At 64.3% G+C, this 15,273-nt stretch carries 16 protein-coding genes; 5 read left to right on the top strand and 11 right to left on the bottom strand.

The window, feature by feature from the left end; translation table 11 throughout:
- Nucleotides 1-29: 29 nt before the first annotated feature.
- Genes ACZ5WT_RS09385 through hemP form a run of 6 tightly spaced genes read right to left on the bottom strand, consistent with a single transcriptional unit; the run spans nucleotide 30 to nucleotide 3,758 of the window.
- Nucleotides 30-920: an energy transducer TonB family protein gene (locus ACZ5WT_RS09385; RefSeq protein WP_464287103.1), complete on the bottom strand. Its 891-nt coding sequence runs from the start codon at nucleotides 918-920 to the stop codon at nucleotides 30-32.
- Nucleotides 921-1,367, bottom strand: a complete 447-nt coding sequence (locus ACZ5WT_RS09380; protein ID WP_464287102.1) for an ExbD/TolR family protein — start codon at nucleotides 1,365-1,367, stop codon at nucleotides 921-923.
- Nucleotides 1,367-2,068: a protein TolQ gene (gene tolQ / locus ACZ5WT_RS09375; RefSeq protein ID WP_464287101.1), complete on the bottom strand. Its 702-nt coding sequence runs from the start codon at nucleotides 2,066-2,068 to the stop codon at nucleotides 1,367-1,369. The genes ACZ5WT_RS09380 and tolQ overlap by 1 nt, the downstream gene beginning before the upstream one ends.
- A gap of 1 nt (nucleotide 2,069) precedes the next feature.
- Nucleotides 2,070-2,501, bottom strand: coding sequence for a hypothetical protein (locus ACZ5WT_RS09370; protein WP_464287100.1), 432 nt, complete (start codon nucleotides 2,499-2,501; stop codon nucleotides 2,070-2,072).
- A gap of 4 nt (nucleotides 2,502-2,505) precedes the next feature.
- Nucleotides 2,506-3,564, bottom strand: coding sequence for a hemin-degrading factor (locus ACZ5WT_RS09365; RefSeq protein ID WP_464287099.1), 1,059 nt, complete (start codon nucleotides 3,562-3,564; stop codon nucleotides 2,506-2,508).
- 14 nt (nucleotides 3,565-3,578) lie between these two features.
- Complete coding sequence (gene hemP / locus ACZ5WT_RS09360; RefSeq protein ID WP_464287098.1) at nucleotides 3,579-3,758, bottom strand: hemin uptake protein HemP; 180 nt, start codon at nucleotides 3,756-3,758, stop codon at nucleotides 3,579-3,581.
- A 417-nt stretch (nucleotides 3,759-4,175) separates the two neighbouring features.
- Here hemP and ACZ5WT_RS09355 point away from each other — a divergent pair, with 417 nt between their 5' ends.
- The 5 genes from ACZ5WT_RS09355 (at nucleotide 4,176) to ACZ5WT_RS09335 (ending at nucleotide 10,453) form a co-directional block, all read left to right on the top strand.
- On the top strand, nucleotides 4,176-6,494 hold the full coding sequence (locus tag ACZ5WT_RS09355) for a TonB-dependent hemoglobin/transferrin/lactoferrin family receptor (protein ID WP_464287097.1): 2,319 nt from the start codon (nucleotides 4,176-4,178) through the stop codon (nucleotides 6,492-6,494).
- A 67-nt stretch (nucleotides 6,495-6,561) separates the two neighbouring features.
- Entirely contained in the window at nucleotides 6,562-8,283 is a 1,722-nt protein-coding gene (locus tag ACZ5WT_RS09350) for an ABC transporter ATP-binding protein/permease (RefSeq protein ID WP_464287096.1), read from the top strand.
- 17 nt (nucleotides 8,284-8,300) lie between these two features.
- Nucleotides 8,301-9,044, top strand: coding sequence for a ChuX/HutX family heme-like substrate-binding protein (locus ACZ5WT_RS09345; protein WP_464287095.1), 744 nt, complete (start codon nucleotides 8,301-8,303; stop codon nucleotides 9,042-9,044).
- Between the two features lie 3 nt (nucleotides 9,045-9,047).
- On the top strand, nucleotides 9,048-9,917 hold the full coding sequence (locus ACZ5WT_RS09340) for a ChaN family lipoprotein (protein ID WP_464287094.1): 870 nt from the start codon (nucleotides 9,048-9,050) through the stop codon (nucleotides 9,915-9,917).
- Nucleotides 9,914-10,453 (top strand): invasion associated locus B family protein, encoded by a 540-nt coding sequence (locus ACZ5WT_RS09335; protein ID WP_464287093.1) that lies wholly within the window; start codon nucleotides 9,914-9,916, stop codon nucleotides 10,451-10,453. The genes ACZ5WT_RS09340 and ACZ5WT_RS09335 overlap by 4 nt, the downstream gene beginning before the upstream one ends.
- A gap of 4 nt (nucleotides 10,454-10,457) precedes the next feature.
- On the opposite strand, the gene ACZ5WT_RS09330 is transcribed toward ACZ5WT_RS09335, so the two are convergent.
- The 5 genes from ACZ5WT_RS09330 to ACZ5WT_RS09310 all read right to left on the bottom strand — a co-directional run bounded on the left by ACZ5WT_RS09330 (nucleotide 10,458) and on the right by ACZ5WT_RS09310 (nucleotide 15,202).
- Nucleotides 10,458-11,039, bottom strand: coding sequence for an NADPH-dependent FMN reductase (locus tag ACZ5WT_RS09330; protein WP_464287092.1), 582 nt, complete (start codon nucleotides 11,037-11,039; stop codon nucleotides 10,458-10,460).
- A 20-nt stretch (nucleotides 11,040-11,059) separates the two neighbouring features.
- The gene (locus ACZ5WT_RS09325; protein WP_464287091.1) at nucleotides 11,060-12,070 is read right to left on the bottom strand and encodes a YeiH family protein; all 1,011 of its coding nucleotides are present in this window, start codon (nucleotides 12,068-12,070) and stop codon (nucleotides 11,060-11,062) included.
- A 119-nt stretch (nucleotides 12,071-12,189) separates the two neighbouring features.
- The gene (locus ACZ5WT_RS09320) at nucleotides 12,190-13,692 is read right to left on the bottom strand and encodes a tripartite tricarboxylate transporter permease (protein ID WP_464287090.1); all 1,503 of its coding nucleotides are present in this window, start codon (nucleotides 13,690-13,692) and stop codon (nucleotides 12,190-12,192) included.
- 1 nt (nucleotide 13,693) lies between these two features.
- Nucleotides 13,694-14,158 (bottom strand): tripartite tricarboxylate transporter TctB family protein, encoded by a 465-nt coding sequence (locus ACZ5WT_RS09315; protein ID WP_464287089.1) that lies wholly within the window; start codon nucleotides 14,156-14,158, stop codon nucleotides 13,694-13,696.
- 69 nt (nucleotides 14,159-14,227) lie between these two features.
- The gene (locus ACZ5WT_RS09310) at nucleotides 14,228-15,202 is read right to left on the bottom strand and encodes a Bug family tripartite tricarboxylate transporter substrate binding protein (RefSeq protein ID WP_464287088.1); all 975 of its coding nucleotides are present in this window, start codon (nucleotides 15,200-15,202) and stop codon (nucleotides 14,228-14,230) included.
- Between the last annotated feature and the right edge of the window lie 71 nt (nucleotides 15,203-15,273).

Raw genomic sequence — 15,273 nt, 5'->3', positions numbered from 1 at the left:
CTGAACGGGCTGCGCATTCCTGTGTGCCTTCAGTTCCGGAAGGTCAGCGGGATGGTGAAGTCCCAGGAATTGCGGCCTGCATCGCCGGGGATGGCGGGAAAGGGCGCGGCACGGCGCACGGTATCGAGCGCCGCCTGATCAATGATCGGATTGCCCGACGAGCGCGCCACATTCAGACTGACCACCTGTCCACCGCTATCGACCACGAAATAGACTAGCGCCTCGCCGCTATCACCGCGGGCATCGCGCGGATAGCGCAGCGCCCGGCGCAGCTTGTTCTGCACCTGGCCTGGATAGCGCGCCACATCGGCACTCCCGCCTGATCCGGCACCGGCCTGACCTGCGGACGCGGATGCCGCAGCGGTATCGGCATTGCTGTTGCCGCCCGATCCGGCCTGTTGCGGCTTGGGAGCGGCCGTCTGACGGGGCGCCGCCTGCGGGCGCGGCGTGGGCGTCGTTGGCCGGGTGAATGACAGCACATGCGGCACTGGCGCGGGGGTCAGATCGGATGTCTCAACCGGCTCCAGCGGCGCCTCCTGCGGAACAGGCGCTGCAAACTCCTCGGGGGCGATCGCCTCCAGCGACGCCACCAACAGCGGGATTTCCGCCGGCGGGCTTTCATTGGCAACAGCTTCGGCCGGCGTGGGTTCGACCGCAGTCTCGCTCTGCGGCTCCAGCATTTCCGGAACCACGGCCTCGACCGGAACGGCCTGTTCCGCGCCAGCAGAAACCTGATCCACGGCGGCGTCGCTTTCTATGACGTCGCTCGCATTGGCCGAGACCGACGCCATGGCGATCAACTCGACCTCCATCGCGCCCATGCTGGGTGCATCATCGGGCTGCGGCAGGCCGACCCAGAGCAGCGCGGTGCCGAAAGCAGCCGCATGCACCAGCGCCGATCCGAGCAATTCCATGCGCATCTAGCGGCCCGGCTCCTGCTCGGTGATCAGCCCGATGCGCGAATAACCGGCCGCCGACAGGGCGCCCATCACCTTCATGACGGCGCCATAGGCCGCCGTCGCGTCGCCGCGCACATAGAGACGTTCTTCGGTGCCCTCCTCGGCGAGGCTGGCGATCAGCGGCACCAGCCCCTCCAGATCAATCACGTCGCGCTCCACCGAAATGGTGCCATCGGGCTCGACGGTGACCGTGATCGGCTTACGCTCCAGCACCATGGTTGACGCGGCCGTCTTGGGCAGGTCGATCGGTACGCCGACCGTCATCAGGGGCGCGGCGACCATGAAGACGATCAGCAGCACCAGCATCACATCGACCATCGGGGTGATGTTGATCTCGCTGATCGGCCCCCCACGGCCACGCTGGCGCCCCCTGCCCCGGCCCTTGCCGGCCCCAATCGACATGCCCATCAGAGCGGCTTTCCGGCGTCGAGCTGGCGCGACAGCAGGGCCACCAGCCGGTCGGCAAAGCCCTCCAGCTTGGCGATCAGGTGGCCGGCATCGGCGCTCAGCTTGTTATAGGCAATCACCGCGGGAATGGCCGCCAGCAAGCCCAGTGCGGTCGCGAGCAGGGCCTCGGCAATGCCCGGTGCAACCACGGCGAGGCTGGTGTTTTCGGCGGCAGCGATGGCGGTAAAGGCATTCATGATGCCCCAGACCGTGCCGAACAGGCCGACAAAGGGACCGGCGCTGCCGATCGTGGCCAGAAAGCCCAGGCGTTTTTCGAGCGCTGTGCTTTGCTCGCTCACGGCCAGATCGAGCGCGATTTCGAGGCGGCTTTGCAGGCCGGGCGCGTTGGACGCCTGTTGCTGGTGGCTTTTGTCCCACTCGTCCATGGCGGCCATGAAGACGGCGGCGAGCCCGCTGGGCGCGGCATGCTGCATGTCCTGCTGCAGCTGGGAGAGCGGCCTGCCCGAGGCGAAGGCCCGCTCGAACGCCCGCATGTCCCGCCGGGCGCGGCCATAAGTAAGCACCCGGTTGGCGATGATCGCCCAGCACCAGACCGACGCGATCAGCAGGCCGACCATCACGGACTTGACCACCCAGTCGGCCTGCATGAACAGCCCGAACATCGAAAAATCGTGCAGCTCGGCCGCGTTCACAATGTCCATCTCAAACCCCGAATGCGATGTCTGGACGGGCGCTGGTGACCAGCGCCGGAAGGCAGGCATCGGCGGCGAAGGCCGCGCCCTCGCAGGCGGTGATGTCGTTGATCAGAACCCGCCCCAGCGCCGCGCAATCGAGCCCGGTCAGCTGGAACTGCAGCACCTTGGTCTTGCCTTCTGCTAGTCCCTTGAAATCGAGCGTCACGATCCGCTCGATGGCGCCGTCAGTCTTGAACAGCGCCATTTCCACGGCGGCGCGGTCAAGCGGGGAGCCCAGCCCGTTGGTGGCAAGGAAGGTGACGCGGCACCCACCCTCCACCGGCTGCACGGCATTGAGCTCGATAGCCAGTGCTGGCTGCGGGGCTGCGTCTTCGGCTAGCGCCGAACCGGCGCCGGCGAGCATGGCGAGGGCAGCAAGGCCCGAGGTCAGCTTGCTCATGCGGCTAGGCCGTCCGGGCCTGATTGAGCACCGGCAGGCCCTCGGCCAGCGCACGCCATTCCGGGCGTTCGGGATGCTTGCGCTCGCGGGTGCCGACGAGGTGAATGATCACTTCGCCATCGGCCCCGAACACTTCCACCGAAGTCAGATTGCCGTCCTCGGTGGGCTTGCGCACGGCCCAGACGTTAGCGATCTGATCGAGCCGCAGGTGCATGTGGAAGGTCTTGTCCATCACGTTGAGCCATGGGCCCATCGGCTTGATGGTCTTGATCTCGCCGGAATGGATCTGCGTGCAGCCGGCATTGCCGACAAAGGCCATAATCGGCACCCCGGTCTCAGCCGCCGAGTTGAAGAGCTGTTCGACCGCGCTGTGATCGAGCTCCCAGGCCAGGTCCGAACCGATGAGCTCCAACGCATCGAGGCGGCTGAGCTTGAGTTCGCGCAGCAGGCCGAACACCTGATGGGTGTCGGTCATCGCCTGCCAGCGGGTGCGGAGGTCAGCAACGTCGACCGCGCCGCTGTTCTTCGACTCGGACACAGGGGCAGCATCAACCGCCAGCACATCACTCTGTTCGGCCAGCGTCAGCGCATCGACGAGGGCGTTCCACGCCGTGAGATCGGTCGTTTCGCGGGTATGGACCTTGTGGACGGCATTGCCTTGCGCGTCAAAAAACTGCAGCGAACGGAACACTTTACCGTCGTCATTGGCACGCTCGATGGCGAAGCCGTGGCGCCAGTGCTTGGGGAAAATTCGCAGGTCGATATTCTCGCCAACCACCATTGCGGCATGCGGGCTGACATGCACCTTTTCCACCGGGCCGATCTTCTCGCTGACGCAGCTTTCGTTGCGCGTCAGCGCCATGATCTCGCCGACGCCGGCGAGGCCGTTCAGCAGCTTTTCAACATCGGCCTGGATCGCCGTCGTGGTGCCCTGCCCGACAAAGGCGGCAACCAGTTCGCCTTCGGAAATCTGATGGATGCGCGCAAAATCGCGCGCCCGCATTTCGGGGTGCCTGGCGCGAATATCACGGATTTCAGCGGGGGATTTTCTCTGCATCGCCATCTCTTGTGTCTCCGTCACTTGGTCAGGATAAGTTTGTTTTGTCTTGTCAGGCGCAGCACATAGCGCGTGCCCTCATGCATGATGACCAGAGCGTTACTACCGCCGAGCAGATCCGTACTTGTCGTCGATTTCTCAGAATCGAGAGACGGTACGTTTTTAGTTTGATCAGGGTCTGTTTTGGGCTCGCCGCTCATGAAAATCTTTGCATGTCAGTTGTTTATCGCCCTGCCGATGGACCACCGGACGCCGGTCGATTTCCGCGACCTCTAGCGCCGGGATTGACGCGTTGCAATAGCTGATTTTTCGAGTCATATTTGTTGAGCGGGGCTGGCGAGGCGGAATGGCATTAGCGGAACGCCTAAGCAGACCCGCGTTTATTCCTGTCTTTTCAATAACATAAATCTCGAAAGCTGCCTTTGCCATCGGCAGACAAAAGCCCGATGTACCGCAGCGAAGAGCGCAAAACTATTATTGACTCTTTTTGTCATGTTAAATATGAAGCGACCGACGATGGCGGGAGCTTCTCCCTGCCCTCACCCAGCCAGCAAGCCGATCGCCAAGATCTCGCCAGCGAGCCAACAGTATAATTCAAATATGCCTTGGGGACTCGCATGAGCAATCATGAGCGGAGGGCGCACGCTGCTGCGCCAAATTCTACACACCTGCGCCTGGCGCTGATCGGCGGAACGGCCCTGGCGTCCAGCCTGCTGATGGCAGGCGCCGTGCAGGCGCAAGCCAGCCTGACCGCCACGCAGGCCACGCAATTGCAGCGGCTGACCGTTACCGCCACCCGCAATGCGAGCAAGGTGCTGGATGTGCCGATGACCGTTTCGGTCATCACCGCAGAGGACCTCGACAAGCGCGTCGTTCGCGATATCCAGGATCTGGCCCGCTATGAGCCCGGTGTCGGCGTCGCGCGCCAGACCTCCATTGCCAATCCCTTTGGCCAGCTCACTGGCTTCACCATTCGCGGCATGGGCGGCAACCGCGTGCAGATGCTGGTCGATGGCGCGCGTGTCCAGGAACAGGTCATCGATGGCAGCCGTGACTTCGTCGACCCCTTCAACCTGAAGGCCGTCGAGATCGTCCGCGGTCCCAATTCAGTACTGTGGGGAGCCGATGCGCTTGGCGGCGTCGTCGCCTTCCAGACCAAGGACCCCTCCGACATCCTGAAGGGCCAGGACAAGCCCTGGGGCGTGGAGATCAAGTCCGCCTTTGACAGCTTCGACAATAGCTGGCGCAAGCAGATCACCGCCGCCTACGACTTTGGCGACGTCGAGGTCCTTGGCAGCTTCGGCAATCTGACCAGCACCGAGCCCAAGGCGATCAAGGCCGATCCCGAAGGCGGCATCTGGGGCTGCCCCATTCGCCCGGCCTATTTCCGCTGCAACCAGCTCTACCCTGCCGATACCAATGCCTATAACGGCCTGGTCAAGGTCGTCTGGACGCCCAATGCCGATCACGAAATCAAGCTGACCGGCGAGTTCTTTGACCGCAACACCGTCGTCCAGCAGATCTGGGACTCGGGCGCGGCGGCCACCGGCATCCCGACCACCCTGGCCTATGTCTCCAACGCCTATCCGCGCACCCTCGACATGGAGCGCTATCGCCTGGCCATCTCGCATGACTGGCAGGTCGGTGCCAGTTGGCTCGACTCGGTCAAGTGGAACGTCTCCTACTCGCCCCAGGCGCGCCGCATGGACAGCACGTCCTACCGCACCTATTCCAATCGCCAGACGCGCGTGCAGTCGATCCGCGACTATGCTGAGAACTTCTGGGAAGCCGACCTGCAGCTGCAGTCCTCGTTCGAGCTGGGCGAGACCGATCACACGCTGACTTATGGCTTCGACGGCGATTTCATGCGCGGCGACTATACCAGCAGCACCGCCACCTGGGACTCGCGCACGGGCCTCACCACCACCGTGGTGGGCAATACGGGCTTCAGCTTCCCGCGCACCGAGACCATCCGCGCCGACTTCTTCGTGCAGGACGAGATCAAGCTGCTCGATGACCGCCTGACCATCACCCCGGGCGCGCGCCTGGCCACCTACCATATCGATCCGACCGTCGACCCCACCTATGCAGGCCTTCCCGGCTATGCACCGGCGCCGATCAGCAGCGTCGAGCTGCTCAAGAAGCTGTCAGTGACCTATGAACTCGATGACAATTACTCGGTCTACGCAGCCTATGGCGAAGGCTTCAAGATGCCGAACGCCCAGCAGCTGTTCCAGTCGAGCTCCAATCCCTTCACGTCGCCGCCTTCGACCATCGTTCCCAATCCCGATCTGAAGCCGGAAGCGGTCAAGAATTATGAAATCGGCCTGCGCGGCGAGTTCGAGGATGGCTGGTTCAGCGCCAGCACGTTCTACTCCAACTACGACAACTTCATCCGCAGCCTGCAGGAAGTCCCCGGCAAGCCGAACCACTACTGGTCGAACAATGTCGAGGAAGTCCATCTCTGGGGCATCGAGCTTGGCGGAGAATATGAGTTCTACGAGAACATCTTCGCCACCGCCAACGTGTCCTGGCAGCGGGGCGTGCAGCGCATTTCCGCTGGTGCGGCGGAGACCGGCTTCGATGGCGCGGTGCCGCTGACGGCGGTCCTGGGCCTGCGCTACGAAATCCCCGAGCACGGCTTGGAGTTCGAGGTCATGGGGACCTTTGCCTCCGGCCAGGGCGAGCGGGCGCTGCCGACGACGTTCAAGACCGATGGCTATGCGGTGTTCGACGCGTTCGGCACCTGGAAGCCGAGCGAGAATGTCGAGATCAATTTCGGCGTTCAGAACATCTTCGACACCGCCTACTTCCCCAACACCCTCTCCGGTTACACGACGGTCCCGGCCTTTGCCGATATCGCGGCCCAGAACCCGCTGGAGCTGCAGCGGGGCCCCGGCCGCACCTTCAAGATCGGTACCACCGTCCGGTTCTAAACGACGTCACACCTGATCTGCCGGGAGGGTGCCCCGCGCCCTCCCGGCCGCTTTTAGGGGCAAACAGATGGTTCGCGTGCTTTCCCAATTCTGGCGGCTGATCGCCCTGTGCTTGCGCGGAGACTACCGCAAGCTGGGCCTTGTCATGTTCGCCATTGTCGTCGGGCTCGACCTGCTCGGCATCTATGCCACCATCCGCCTCATCGAATGGACCGGGGCCTTTTATGGGGCGCTCGAGCAGTTCGACGCGGCCGAGGCGGTGCGGCAGGTCGGCATCTTCGGCATTATCGTCGCGCTGAATTCCACCCGCCACCTGGTGGGTCTCTATCTGCGCAAGCGCCTCGAAATGCGCTGGCGCCGGACCCTCACCAGCAATGTCCTCGACATCTGGCTGGCCAACAAGGCCTATTGGCACATGTCCGTGGCTGGCGGCGCCGAAGGCGTCGACAATCCCGACCAGCGCATTGCCGAAGACGTCGTCATCTTTCTGCAGAAGCTGCTCACCGAAGCGCTCGACCTGATCTCGCGCGTCGTGGGCCTCTTCTCCTATCTCGTCGTGCTGTGGAGCCTGGCGCAGTTTCCGCTGTCGCTGGCGCCGATCGGCATTCCCTTCGAAATTCCGCACTACATGATCTGGGCCGCCTTCATCTATGTGGCGCTCTGCACCGGCCTCACCCACCTGCTGGGCAAGCCGCTGAAGCCGGTTCTGGTGCAGCAGCAGAAGCGCGAGGCCGATTTTCGCTTTGCCCTCGTGCGTCTTCGCTCCAATACCGAGGCCGTGGCGCTGGGCAATGGCGAGGCCGCCGAACGGCGTCTGCTCGGCAACCGCTTCGAGGCCATCGCCGCCAATTGGGGCCACCTGATCCGGCGCGAATTGATCCTGGGCGGCTTCACTTACCCCTTCAACAGCTCGGTGCTGCGCATTCCGCTCTTCGTCGCCCTGCCCGGCTATCTCGCCGGCCACGTCGCCTTTGGCGGGCTGATGCAGCTCAGCAGCGCCTTTTCCAGCGTCGTGACCACACTCTCCTGGTTCATCTTCTCCTACCGCGACCTCGCCGACCTGGTTGCCGCGTCCTCGCGCCTCGACAATTTCATCGCCGCCGCCCGGCGCGCCGGTGAGACCCGGGGCGGCGTCGCGGCCGACCCGGCGCTGACCGACAGCATCGAAATAGAAAATGTCGCCGTCGCCACCCCGACCGGCCGTCCCCTGCTGTGCCTCGGGCGCTTCAACATCGCGCCGGGCGAAACTATCTGGGTGCGCGGCGCGTCGGGGCTGGGCAAGTCCACCTTGCTCAAGGCGCTGGCCGGGCTCTGGCCCTATGCCTCGGGGTGCCTGCGTTGCGCCGTCGGCAACCAGATCTTCCTACCGCAACGCCCCTACTTCCCCAGCGCCTCGATCTATTCGGCCCTGACCTATCCCGAGGACCCGTCGAAATACGAGCAGACCTATCTCGATGATGTGCTGACCCGCGTGGGGCTGGCCAACCGCATCGACAGCGCCCCCGGCCAGGATCCGGCGCAAGGCCTGTCGGGCGGCGAAGAGCAGCGGCTGGCGCTGGGGCGTCTGCTGGTGCTCAAGCCCGACTGCGTCTGGCTGGATGAACCGACTTCGGCGCTCGATATCGCGGCAGAGGCGCAACTGTTTGCCCTGCTGCGGAGCGAGTTGCCCGACGCGACGATGGTGATCGTCGCCCACCGCCAACCCAAGGGCCTCGGTCCGGTGCGGATGATGGAGCTCGACGATGAGCCCGCATCTGAACCCAACCTGCCCATTCCCGTTCTAGCCTGAGAATAAGAGGACTATCCATGTCGACCACTCCCCATCAACGCGAGCGCCTTTCCGCCGATCCGGCAGCCGTGATCAAGGCGCTGCCCGGCATGGGCCGCCTGATGATCAACACCCGCCAGGGCGGCGCGACCCACGAACGCATGGGCGTGGTCGAGACCGTGACCGAGGACAATGGCTGGCTGGTCTGCTCGGGCGCCGAGCATGCCTCCCGCATCCAGGCCGGTGCCATCACCGCGATGATTGTCGACCGCACCAGCATCATGGGCGGCCAGTGCTATCCGCGCATCGATTTCATGCGCGATGCCGATACGGTTCTGTGCAGCGTCATCGGCTTTGCCGGTATCGAGCCGTTCGACGCCGTGGTCACCCAATTTGGACCCGGCGAAACCCTCGAAATCGCCGAACGTACCCCGCCGGGCGGAAATGCTGCTGCCGAGACCGTCCCCAATGATCCGGGCACCGTCCCCTTCCAGGCGGCACTGGCCAGCGCAGAGACCGTGACCGTGCGCATCACCCGCCCGGGCTTTACACAGGACTGGATGGGCGTGGTCGAAAAGGTCAGCCCATCGCGCGGCTTCATCAATGTCATGCGCACCGATTTCCATCTGCATTTGCGCGCCGGTGCCGTAGCCTCCTGGCGGCAGGACCAAGACGGCAAGGGCGCGATCATGGTGGCTCTCGACGCCGATGGCGAACCGACCGGGCTCACCGTGCATGGCCCGATTGCTGCATTTGCCGCCCCCATGGCCGAGGCTGTCTGACTCATGAGCGAAACCATCTCCCATCCCGCCGGCACCTGGCTCGATCCCGCAGCGCGCAAGATTGTCAGCCATGCCGAAATCCTGTCGCGCATGAGCCTGCAGCAGGTCGTGCTGCTGGGCGAAACGCATAATCGCTACGACATTCATCGCTGGCAGTTACATGTCGCGGCGGGGCTGCTCGCCCTCGGCAAACCCATTTCCATGGGCTTTGAAATGTTCCCGCGCCGCGTCCAGCCAGCGCTTGATGCCTATGTCTCGGGGAGCATCGATGACGATGCCTTCCTCGAACAATCGGAATGGCAGACCGTCTGGGGCTTCCCCCCGGCGCTCTACCTGCCGTTGTTCCAGTTCTGCCGCCAGTTCAAGGTGCCGATGCTGGCGCTGAACTGCCATCGCCCGCTGGTCACCCGTGTCGGCAAGGAAGGCTGGGACGCCATTCCGGTTGAGGAGCGCGATGGCCTGACCCCAGCCAAGCCCGCAACGCCTGAAGCGCGTGAGTACCTCTTCAACCTGACCGGTGGCCGCCGCGAAGGACGCGATGCGCAGACCCCGATGGACCCGGCCTTCGACCGCTTCATCCGCGCCCAGCAGACCTGGGACCGCGCCTTTGCCTGCAATATTGCGACGGCCCATGCCGCAAACCCCAACGCCATCGTCATCGGCATTATCGGCCGCGGGCACATGGAATATGGCCACGGCACACCGTTCCAGTTGGCCGACCTGGGCATCGACAAGGTGGCCGTGTTGCTGCCCGAAGATGGCGACTACCAGCCGCAATACGACACGCCGATCGCCGCCGGGCTCTTCCGCCTCGATACCAATGACGTCGCCCCGCTGGAATCGCGGGCCCAACGGCCAGTGGAACAGAAATGATGTCAGTCCTTCGCACCGCACTCGTCATCGCCGCCGGCCTCGCCTTGTCGGGAATGGCCCATGGCCAGGAGGCTGCGCTCTCGACCCTGCCGGGCGGGGCCAGCCTCGTCACCGAAACCCATGGCGATTGGACCGTCACCTGCACCACGCCCAGCAGCGGCAAGCAATGCGCCTTCTCGCAGGCGCTAGCCGATTCACAAACCGGTCAGCGCGTGCTGATGCTGGAATTGAGCCCGCCACAGGATGGTGCCGTCACTGGCATGCTTGTCGGCCCGTTCGGCCTGAACTTCGCCAAGGGGCTGGCTCTGAGCGTCGATGGCGAGACGCTGGGCGCTCCCCTGCCCTTCCTCACCTGCATTCCCACGGGATGCCTGGTGCCGGTCAGTTTCGACATGACCCAGATCACCCGCATCAAGGCCGGCGCGACACTCACGGCAACCGGCACGGGTGCCGATACCCAGCAGCCAGTGCCAATCTCGGTCTCACTGGCCGGCTTCACACGGGCGCTCGAGCGCTCGGCCGAGCTGGCGCAGTAGGTCCCTAGACCGCTTCGAGCTTGCGCGCGTGCAAGGTCCCGCGCGCAAGCTTTTGCAGCTCCGCCAGTTGCTCGGCGATGATGGCCCGGGTTGGCGCATCAGCCAGCAGTCCATCATTACCCAGCTTGCCGGCCACGTCGGTGATGATGATTTCGGGCTTGTTCAGCACATCGGCATCCAGAAACACCATGATCTGGCGCAGGTGATACTGCGCCCGCACCCCGCCCATACGGCCCGGCGATGCGGTCTGGATCGCCACGGGCTTGCGCGTGAACGGGCCGGGCTGAATGCGCGACAGCCAGTCGAGGGCATTCTTGAGCACGCCCGGCACCGAGAAATTGTATTCCGGGGTCACGATGACGACTGCGGCGGCCTCGGCAATGGCCTCGGCCCATTCCTGCACCCGCTCGGGATAGGCGCCCGTCTGCAGATCAGCGTTGAAATGAGGGATATCGCCAAGTCCATCAAGGAAAACGAATTCCATGTCGGCGGGCGCAATGTCGGGCAGCGTCCGCGCGACGGCACCGTTGTAGGACTGCTGGCGCAAGCTGCCACAAATGACGGCGACCTTGGTGACTGGGTTCATCCTGTTCATTCCTTCCGTTCTCAGCGCAGCACGAACAGCATCGCGAGGACCGCGAAGCCGAGCAGGCAAAGAGTTGCAAAAATAGCCGGCATCACCTTCTGGCCGCCAAGGCGCAGCATGGTCTTGAGCGAGGTCTTGACCCCCAGCGCCCCGATGGCCGTCACCAGCAGGATCTGCGAGGTGGCCTGCAGCCCGCCAGACAGCCATTCCGGCAGCGCCACGAGGCTGTTGAGACAGGCCAACGCCAGGAACACCACGAGGAACCATGGCAGGCCCGGCACCTTGTCCTCGCCCGACCGGCGGCCGGTAAAGGCAATGATCAGCATCAGCACGACCGGCAGCAGGGTGATCCGCATCAGCTTGGTGATGGTCGCCGCGTCGCCCGCTTCCTGCGAGACCGAGAAGCCGGCGCCGACCACCTGGGCGACGTCATGAATGCTGGCCCCCAGCAGATACCCGATCTGCGCGTCGGCCAGGCCCAGCAGGCCGAATAGCGGCGGATAGGCCACCATGGCGATGGTCGAGAGCATGGTGACGACGATCACCGTCATCAGCGTATCGCTATTCTCGGCGTCGCCGCGCGAAATGACGGCGGAAATCGCCAGCGCCGCCGAAGCGCCACAGATGGCAACCGCGCCGCCCGAGAGCAGACCGAACCGCCATGACTGGCCCAGCACCCGCGCCGCCAGCATGCCCGCGCCGATGGTCAGCGCAACCAGCGCCACCACGGTCGCAATGCTGCTCCAGCCGAAGGCAAGGAAATCGCTGACTGAAACCCGGATGCCGAGCAGGGCAATGCCGAGCCGCAGCACGAAGCGGGCGCTGAGATCGATGCCCGGCGCGCAGGCGCTTTCCCCGGCCAGCAGGAAGTTGAACGCCATCCCCATCAGCAGGGCGACCAGCATCACCGGCACGGCATATTGCAGCGAAATGAAGCTGGCCGCCGCGGCAATGGTAAAGGCCAGCAGCACACCCGGCCAGAAGCGGAACGCGGCGCTGTTGAGCGATTGAGGGCTAGCAAGAGACAGCATCGGCTACTTTCGGCGGAATGCGGGGCGAGTTTGGAGAGCCACCTCGTTTCCGAGGCGGTTTCAGCAGGGCGGAGAGGTCGGATGGAATGCGGTGGGGCCTAGCGCCCCACCGCTCCAGACTATTCCTGCAGCGCTTCTTCGCGCGTCTTGCGGATGGCGGGCAGGATCATGATCACCAGCAGCACCGCCGCGACGGCCAGCAGCGTGGCACTGATCGGATGGGTGACGAAGGTGGACATGTTACCGCGCGAGAGCAGCAGCGCCCGGCGCAGATATTCTTCCAGCATCGGCCCCAGCACCATGCCCAGCACCAGCGGAGTGACCGAGCAGTCGAGCTTGCGGAACACGAAGCCCAGCAGGCCGAACAGCACCAGCATCAGCACGTCGAATTCGAGGCCCCGCAGCGTGTAGACGCCGATGGCGCAGAACACCATGATGGCCGGGAACAGGTACTTGTAGGGAATGGTCAGCAGCTTGGCCCACATCCCCACCAGCGGCAGGTTCAGCACCAGCAGCATCAGATTGCCGACCCACATCGAAACCACGAGCCCCCAGAACAGCTCTGGCTGGCTCTCGATGATCATCGGACCCGGCTGGATGCCGTGCAGGATGAGCGCACCGGCCATCAGGGCCATCACTGCGTTGGGAGGAATGCCCAGCGTCAGCAGCGGGATGAACGAGGTCTGTGCCGCCGCATTGTTGGCCGCTTCCGGACCGGCGACGCCTTCGATGGCGCCCTGGCCGAAGCGGGAGGGATCGGCTGCGGTCTTCTTCTCGACGACATAGGCCGCGAACGAGGCCAGCATGGCGCCCCCGCCCGGCAACATGCCCAGGATCGTCCCGATGCCCGAACCACGCAGGGCCGGCTTGACCATGCGCTTCATCTCGGCGCGGGTCGGATAGATCCGGCCCAGCTTGGCGGCAACGGCAGCCTTGCTTGAAGCCGAACGCGAGAGGTTGTCGATGACTTCGGCGAGGCCGAACACACCCATGGCGACCGGGATCAGGTTGATGCCCTCGGCCAGCTCGGGAATGCCGAAGCCGAAGCGGAAGGCGCCCGAATTGACGTCGATGCCGACCGTGCCGATCAGCAGGCCAATCAGGATCATGCAGAGCGACTTGAGCAGCGAACCCTGCGCAATCACCACCGAGGCGATGAGCCCGAGCACCATCAGCGAGAAATAATCCGCCGGGCCGAATTGCAGCGCCACCGCCGCCAGTGCCGGCGCCAGCAGGGCAATCACCAGCGTTGCGATGGTCCCGGCCAGGAACGAGCTGAGCGCAGCCGTGCTCAGGGCCAGTGCCGCCTCGCCCTTGCGGGCCATGGCATGGCCATCAAGCGCGGTGACGATCGAGCCGACATCGCCCGGCAGGTTGACCAGAACCGCGGTGATCGAGCCGCCATACTGGGCACCGTAATAGATGCCGGCGAGCATGATCAGCGAGGTCGTGGGCTCCATCGAAAAGGTCAATGGCAGCAGCATGGCGATAACGGCGGGCACGCCCAGGCCCGGCAGCACGCCGACCATGGTGCCCAGCAGAACGCCGAGGAAACAGTAAAGCAGGTTGGCCGGATTGAACGAGGTCTGCAGGCCAATGAACAGGTTGAACAGAAGATCCATACTAACCACCAAACCAGGTACCGAGCACCGGGGTGGGACGACCCAGGGCGTAGACAAACAGGGCGACACAGCCGGCAGCCAGGCCAACGGCCAGCAGCAGAGCCGGAACCGGGCGCGACTTGGGCAGGGCGAGCCCGCCAACCAGCACGATCGTGACGACGGCGATGAACAGGCCCGCGCGTTCGATCAGCAGGGGGAACAGCAGGCTGCTTCCGAGCACGGCCAGGAACGGGCGCAGCTCGGCCCGGTTGAATTCGATGACATCCTTGAAGATGGCACTGCGCAGGATGACCTTGGCCACGATCGGGATCGACAGCGCAGTCAGGCCACAGCCCAGGATGAAGGGGAACAGGCCGGCGCCCAGATTGCTCATGGAGCCGAAATTGTACTGGCTCGAAAGGGCCATCGCGCCCAAACCGATGAACAGAAACAGGAGCCCGGCGACTAGATCTTTGGAGATCGACATTTCGATGCCTTTCAGGACCGTCGCCCGGCGAGGCGCGTCGGGCTGACGCGCTTCACCGGGCAGGTTGGCTTACTGCTTTTCGAGACCGAGCTTTTCGATCATCGGCATCCAGAACGTGGTCTGCTCTTCGCGGTAGGCGGCGATCTCGGCGGGCGTCATGGTGACGACGCTCATGCCGACATTAGCCATCTTCTGCTGCACGGCTTCGTCCTGCAGGGCATCCGAGAGCGCCTGGCTGAGCTTGTCGAGCACGGGCGCGGGGCTGCCGGCGGGAACGCCGAGCGACTGCCAGCTATGCACGACGAAGCCCGGCAGCGCGGTTTCGGACAGCGTGGGCACGTCGGGCATGGCTTCGAGGCGCTCGGCATCGGTCACGGCCAGAACCTTGACCTTCTGCGTCGCGACGAGGTCGGCCACGCCACCGGGCGGCACGAACAGCAGCTGGATCTGCCCACCGAGCAGGTCCTGCAGCGCCGGAGCGCCACCCTGGTAGGGCACGTGCACGGCCGACACGCCAAGCTGCTCAAGCGCGGACTGCAGCGCGATATGCTGCGAACTGCCGATGCCGGGCGAACCGAAGTTCAAGGAGTCGGGGTTGGCCTTGCCGAACTCGATCAGCTCTTCCAGCGTGTTGAAGGGCGTGTTGTAGTTGGTGATCATCAGGAACGGATGGCGGCCGAGCAGGCCGACATAGTCGAAGTCCTTGTTCGGATCGTAGGGCAGGCTGGCGAAGGTGCCCAGGTTCAGCACGAGCGTACCGGCATCGAGCGAACCGACGGTGTAGCCATCAGCGGCGGCGCGGGCGATGGCCTGCGTGCCGATAATGGTGCTGCCACCGGGCTTGTTGTCGATCAGCACGGTCTGGCCGAGCTTTTCCTGCATGCCTTCGGCGACGATGCGCGCCACGCTGTCGCTCAGGCCGCCCGGTGCATAGGACACGACCCAGGTGATCGGCTTGGTCGGATAGTCCTGCGCGATCGCAGGAGCGGCAGACACTGCAAAAAGACCGGCAAGCAGCGTGATGGTTTTAACAAACTTGGGCATGATTCCTCCCTTACCCTTGTTGATAGTTTGCTTGTGGCGTGCCCCTCCCGCGCGACCTTGTGGCCTGGTGC

This window comes from Devosia sp. T2-14, from assembly GCF_055397495.1.
This window is presented reverse-complemented; position numbering and strand designations above follow the sequence as displayed.

Bases quoted from the DNA above. Each gene is read 5' to 3' on its own strand.
- ACZ5WT_RS09365 (WP_464287099.1), bottom strand. From the start codon at position 3,564: ATGGCGATGCAGAGAAAATCCCCCGCTGAAATCCGTGATATTCGCGCC.
- ACZ5WT_RS09355 (WP_464287097.1), top strand. From the start codon at position 4,176: ATGAGCAATCATGAGCGGAGGGCGCACGCTGCTGCGCCAAATTCTACA.
- ACZ5WT_RS09335 (WP_464287093.1), top strand. From the start codon at position 9,914: ATGATGTCAGTCCTTCGCACCGCACTCGTCATCGCCGCCGGCCTCGCC.
- ACZ5WT_RS09385 (WP_464287103.1), bottom strand. From the start codon at position 920: ATGCGCATGGAATTGCTCGGATCGGCGCTGGTGCATGCGGCTGCTTTC.
- ACZ5WT_RS09330 (WP_464287092.1), bottom strand. From the start codon at position 11,039: ATGAACCCAGTCACCAAGGTCGCCGTCATTTGTGGCAGCTTGCGCCAG.
- ACZ5WT_RS09340 (WP_464287094.1), top strand. From the start codon at position 9,048: ATGAGCGAAACCATCTCCCATCCCGCCGGCACCTGGCTCGATCCCGCA.
- hemP (WP_464287098.1), bottom strand. From the start codon at position 3,758: ATGAGCGGCGAGCCCAAAACAGACCCTGATCAAACTAAAAACGTACCG.
- ACZ5WT_RS09370 (WP_464287100.1), bottom strand. From the start codon at position 2,501: ATGAGCAAGCTGACCTCGGGCCTTGCTGCCCTCGCCATGCTCGCCGGC.
- ACZ5WT_RS09345 (WP_464287095.1), top strand. From the start codon at position 8,301: ATGTCGACCACTCCCCATCAACGCGAGCGCCTTTCCGCCGATCCGGCA.
- ACZ5WT_RS09310 (WP_464287088.1), bottom strand. From the start codon at position 15,202: ATGCCCAAGTTTGTTAAAACCATCACGCTGCTTGCCGGTCTTTTTGCA.
- ACZ5WT_RS09320 (WP_464287090.1), bottom strand. From the start codon at position 13,692: ATGGATCTTCTGTTCAACCTGTTCATTGGCCTGCAGACCTCGTTCAAT.
- ACZ5WT_RS09380 (WP_464287102.1), bottom strand. From the start codon at position 1,367: ATGGGCATGTCGATTGGGGCCGGCAAGGGCCGGGGCAGGGGGCGCCAG.
- tolQ (WP_464287101.1), bottom strand. From the start codon at position 2,068: ATGGACATTGTGAACGCGGCCGAGCTGCACGATTTTTCGATGTTCGGG.
- ACZ5WT_RS09315 (WP_464287089.1), bottom strand. From the start codon at position 14,158: ATGTCGATCTCCAAAGATCTAGTCGCCGGGCTCCTGTTTCTGTTCATC.
- ACZ5WT_RS09325 (WP_464287091.1), bottom strand. From the start codon at position 12,070: ATGCTGTCTCTTGCTAGCCCTCAATCGCTCAACAGCGCCGCGTTCCGC.
- ACZ5WT_RS09350 (WP_464287096.1), top strand. From the start codon at position 6,562: ATGGTTCGCGTGCTTTCCCAATTCTGGCGGCTGATCGCCCTGTGCTTG.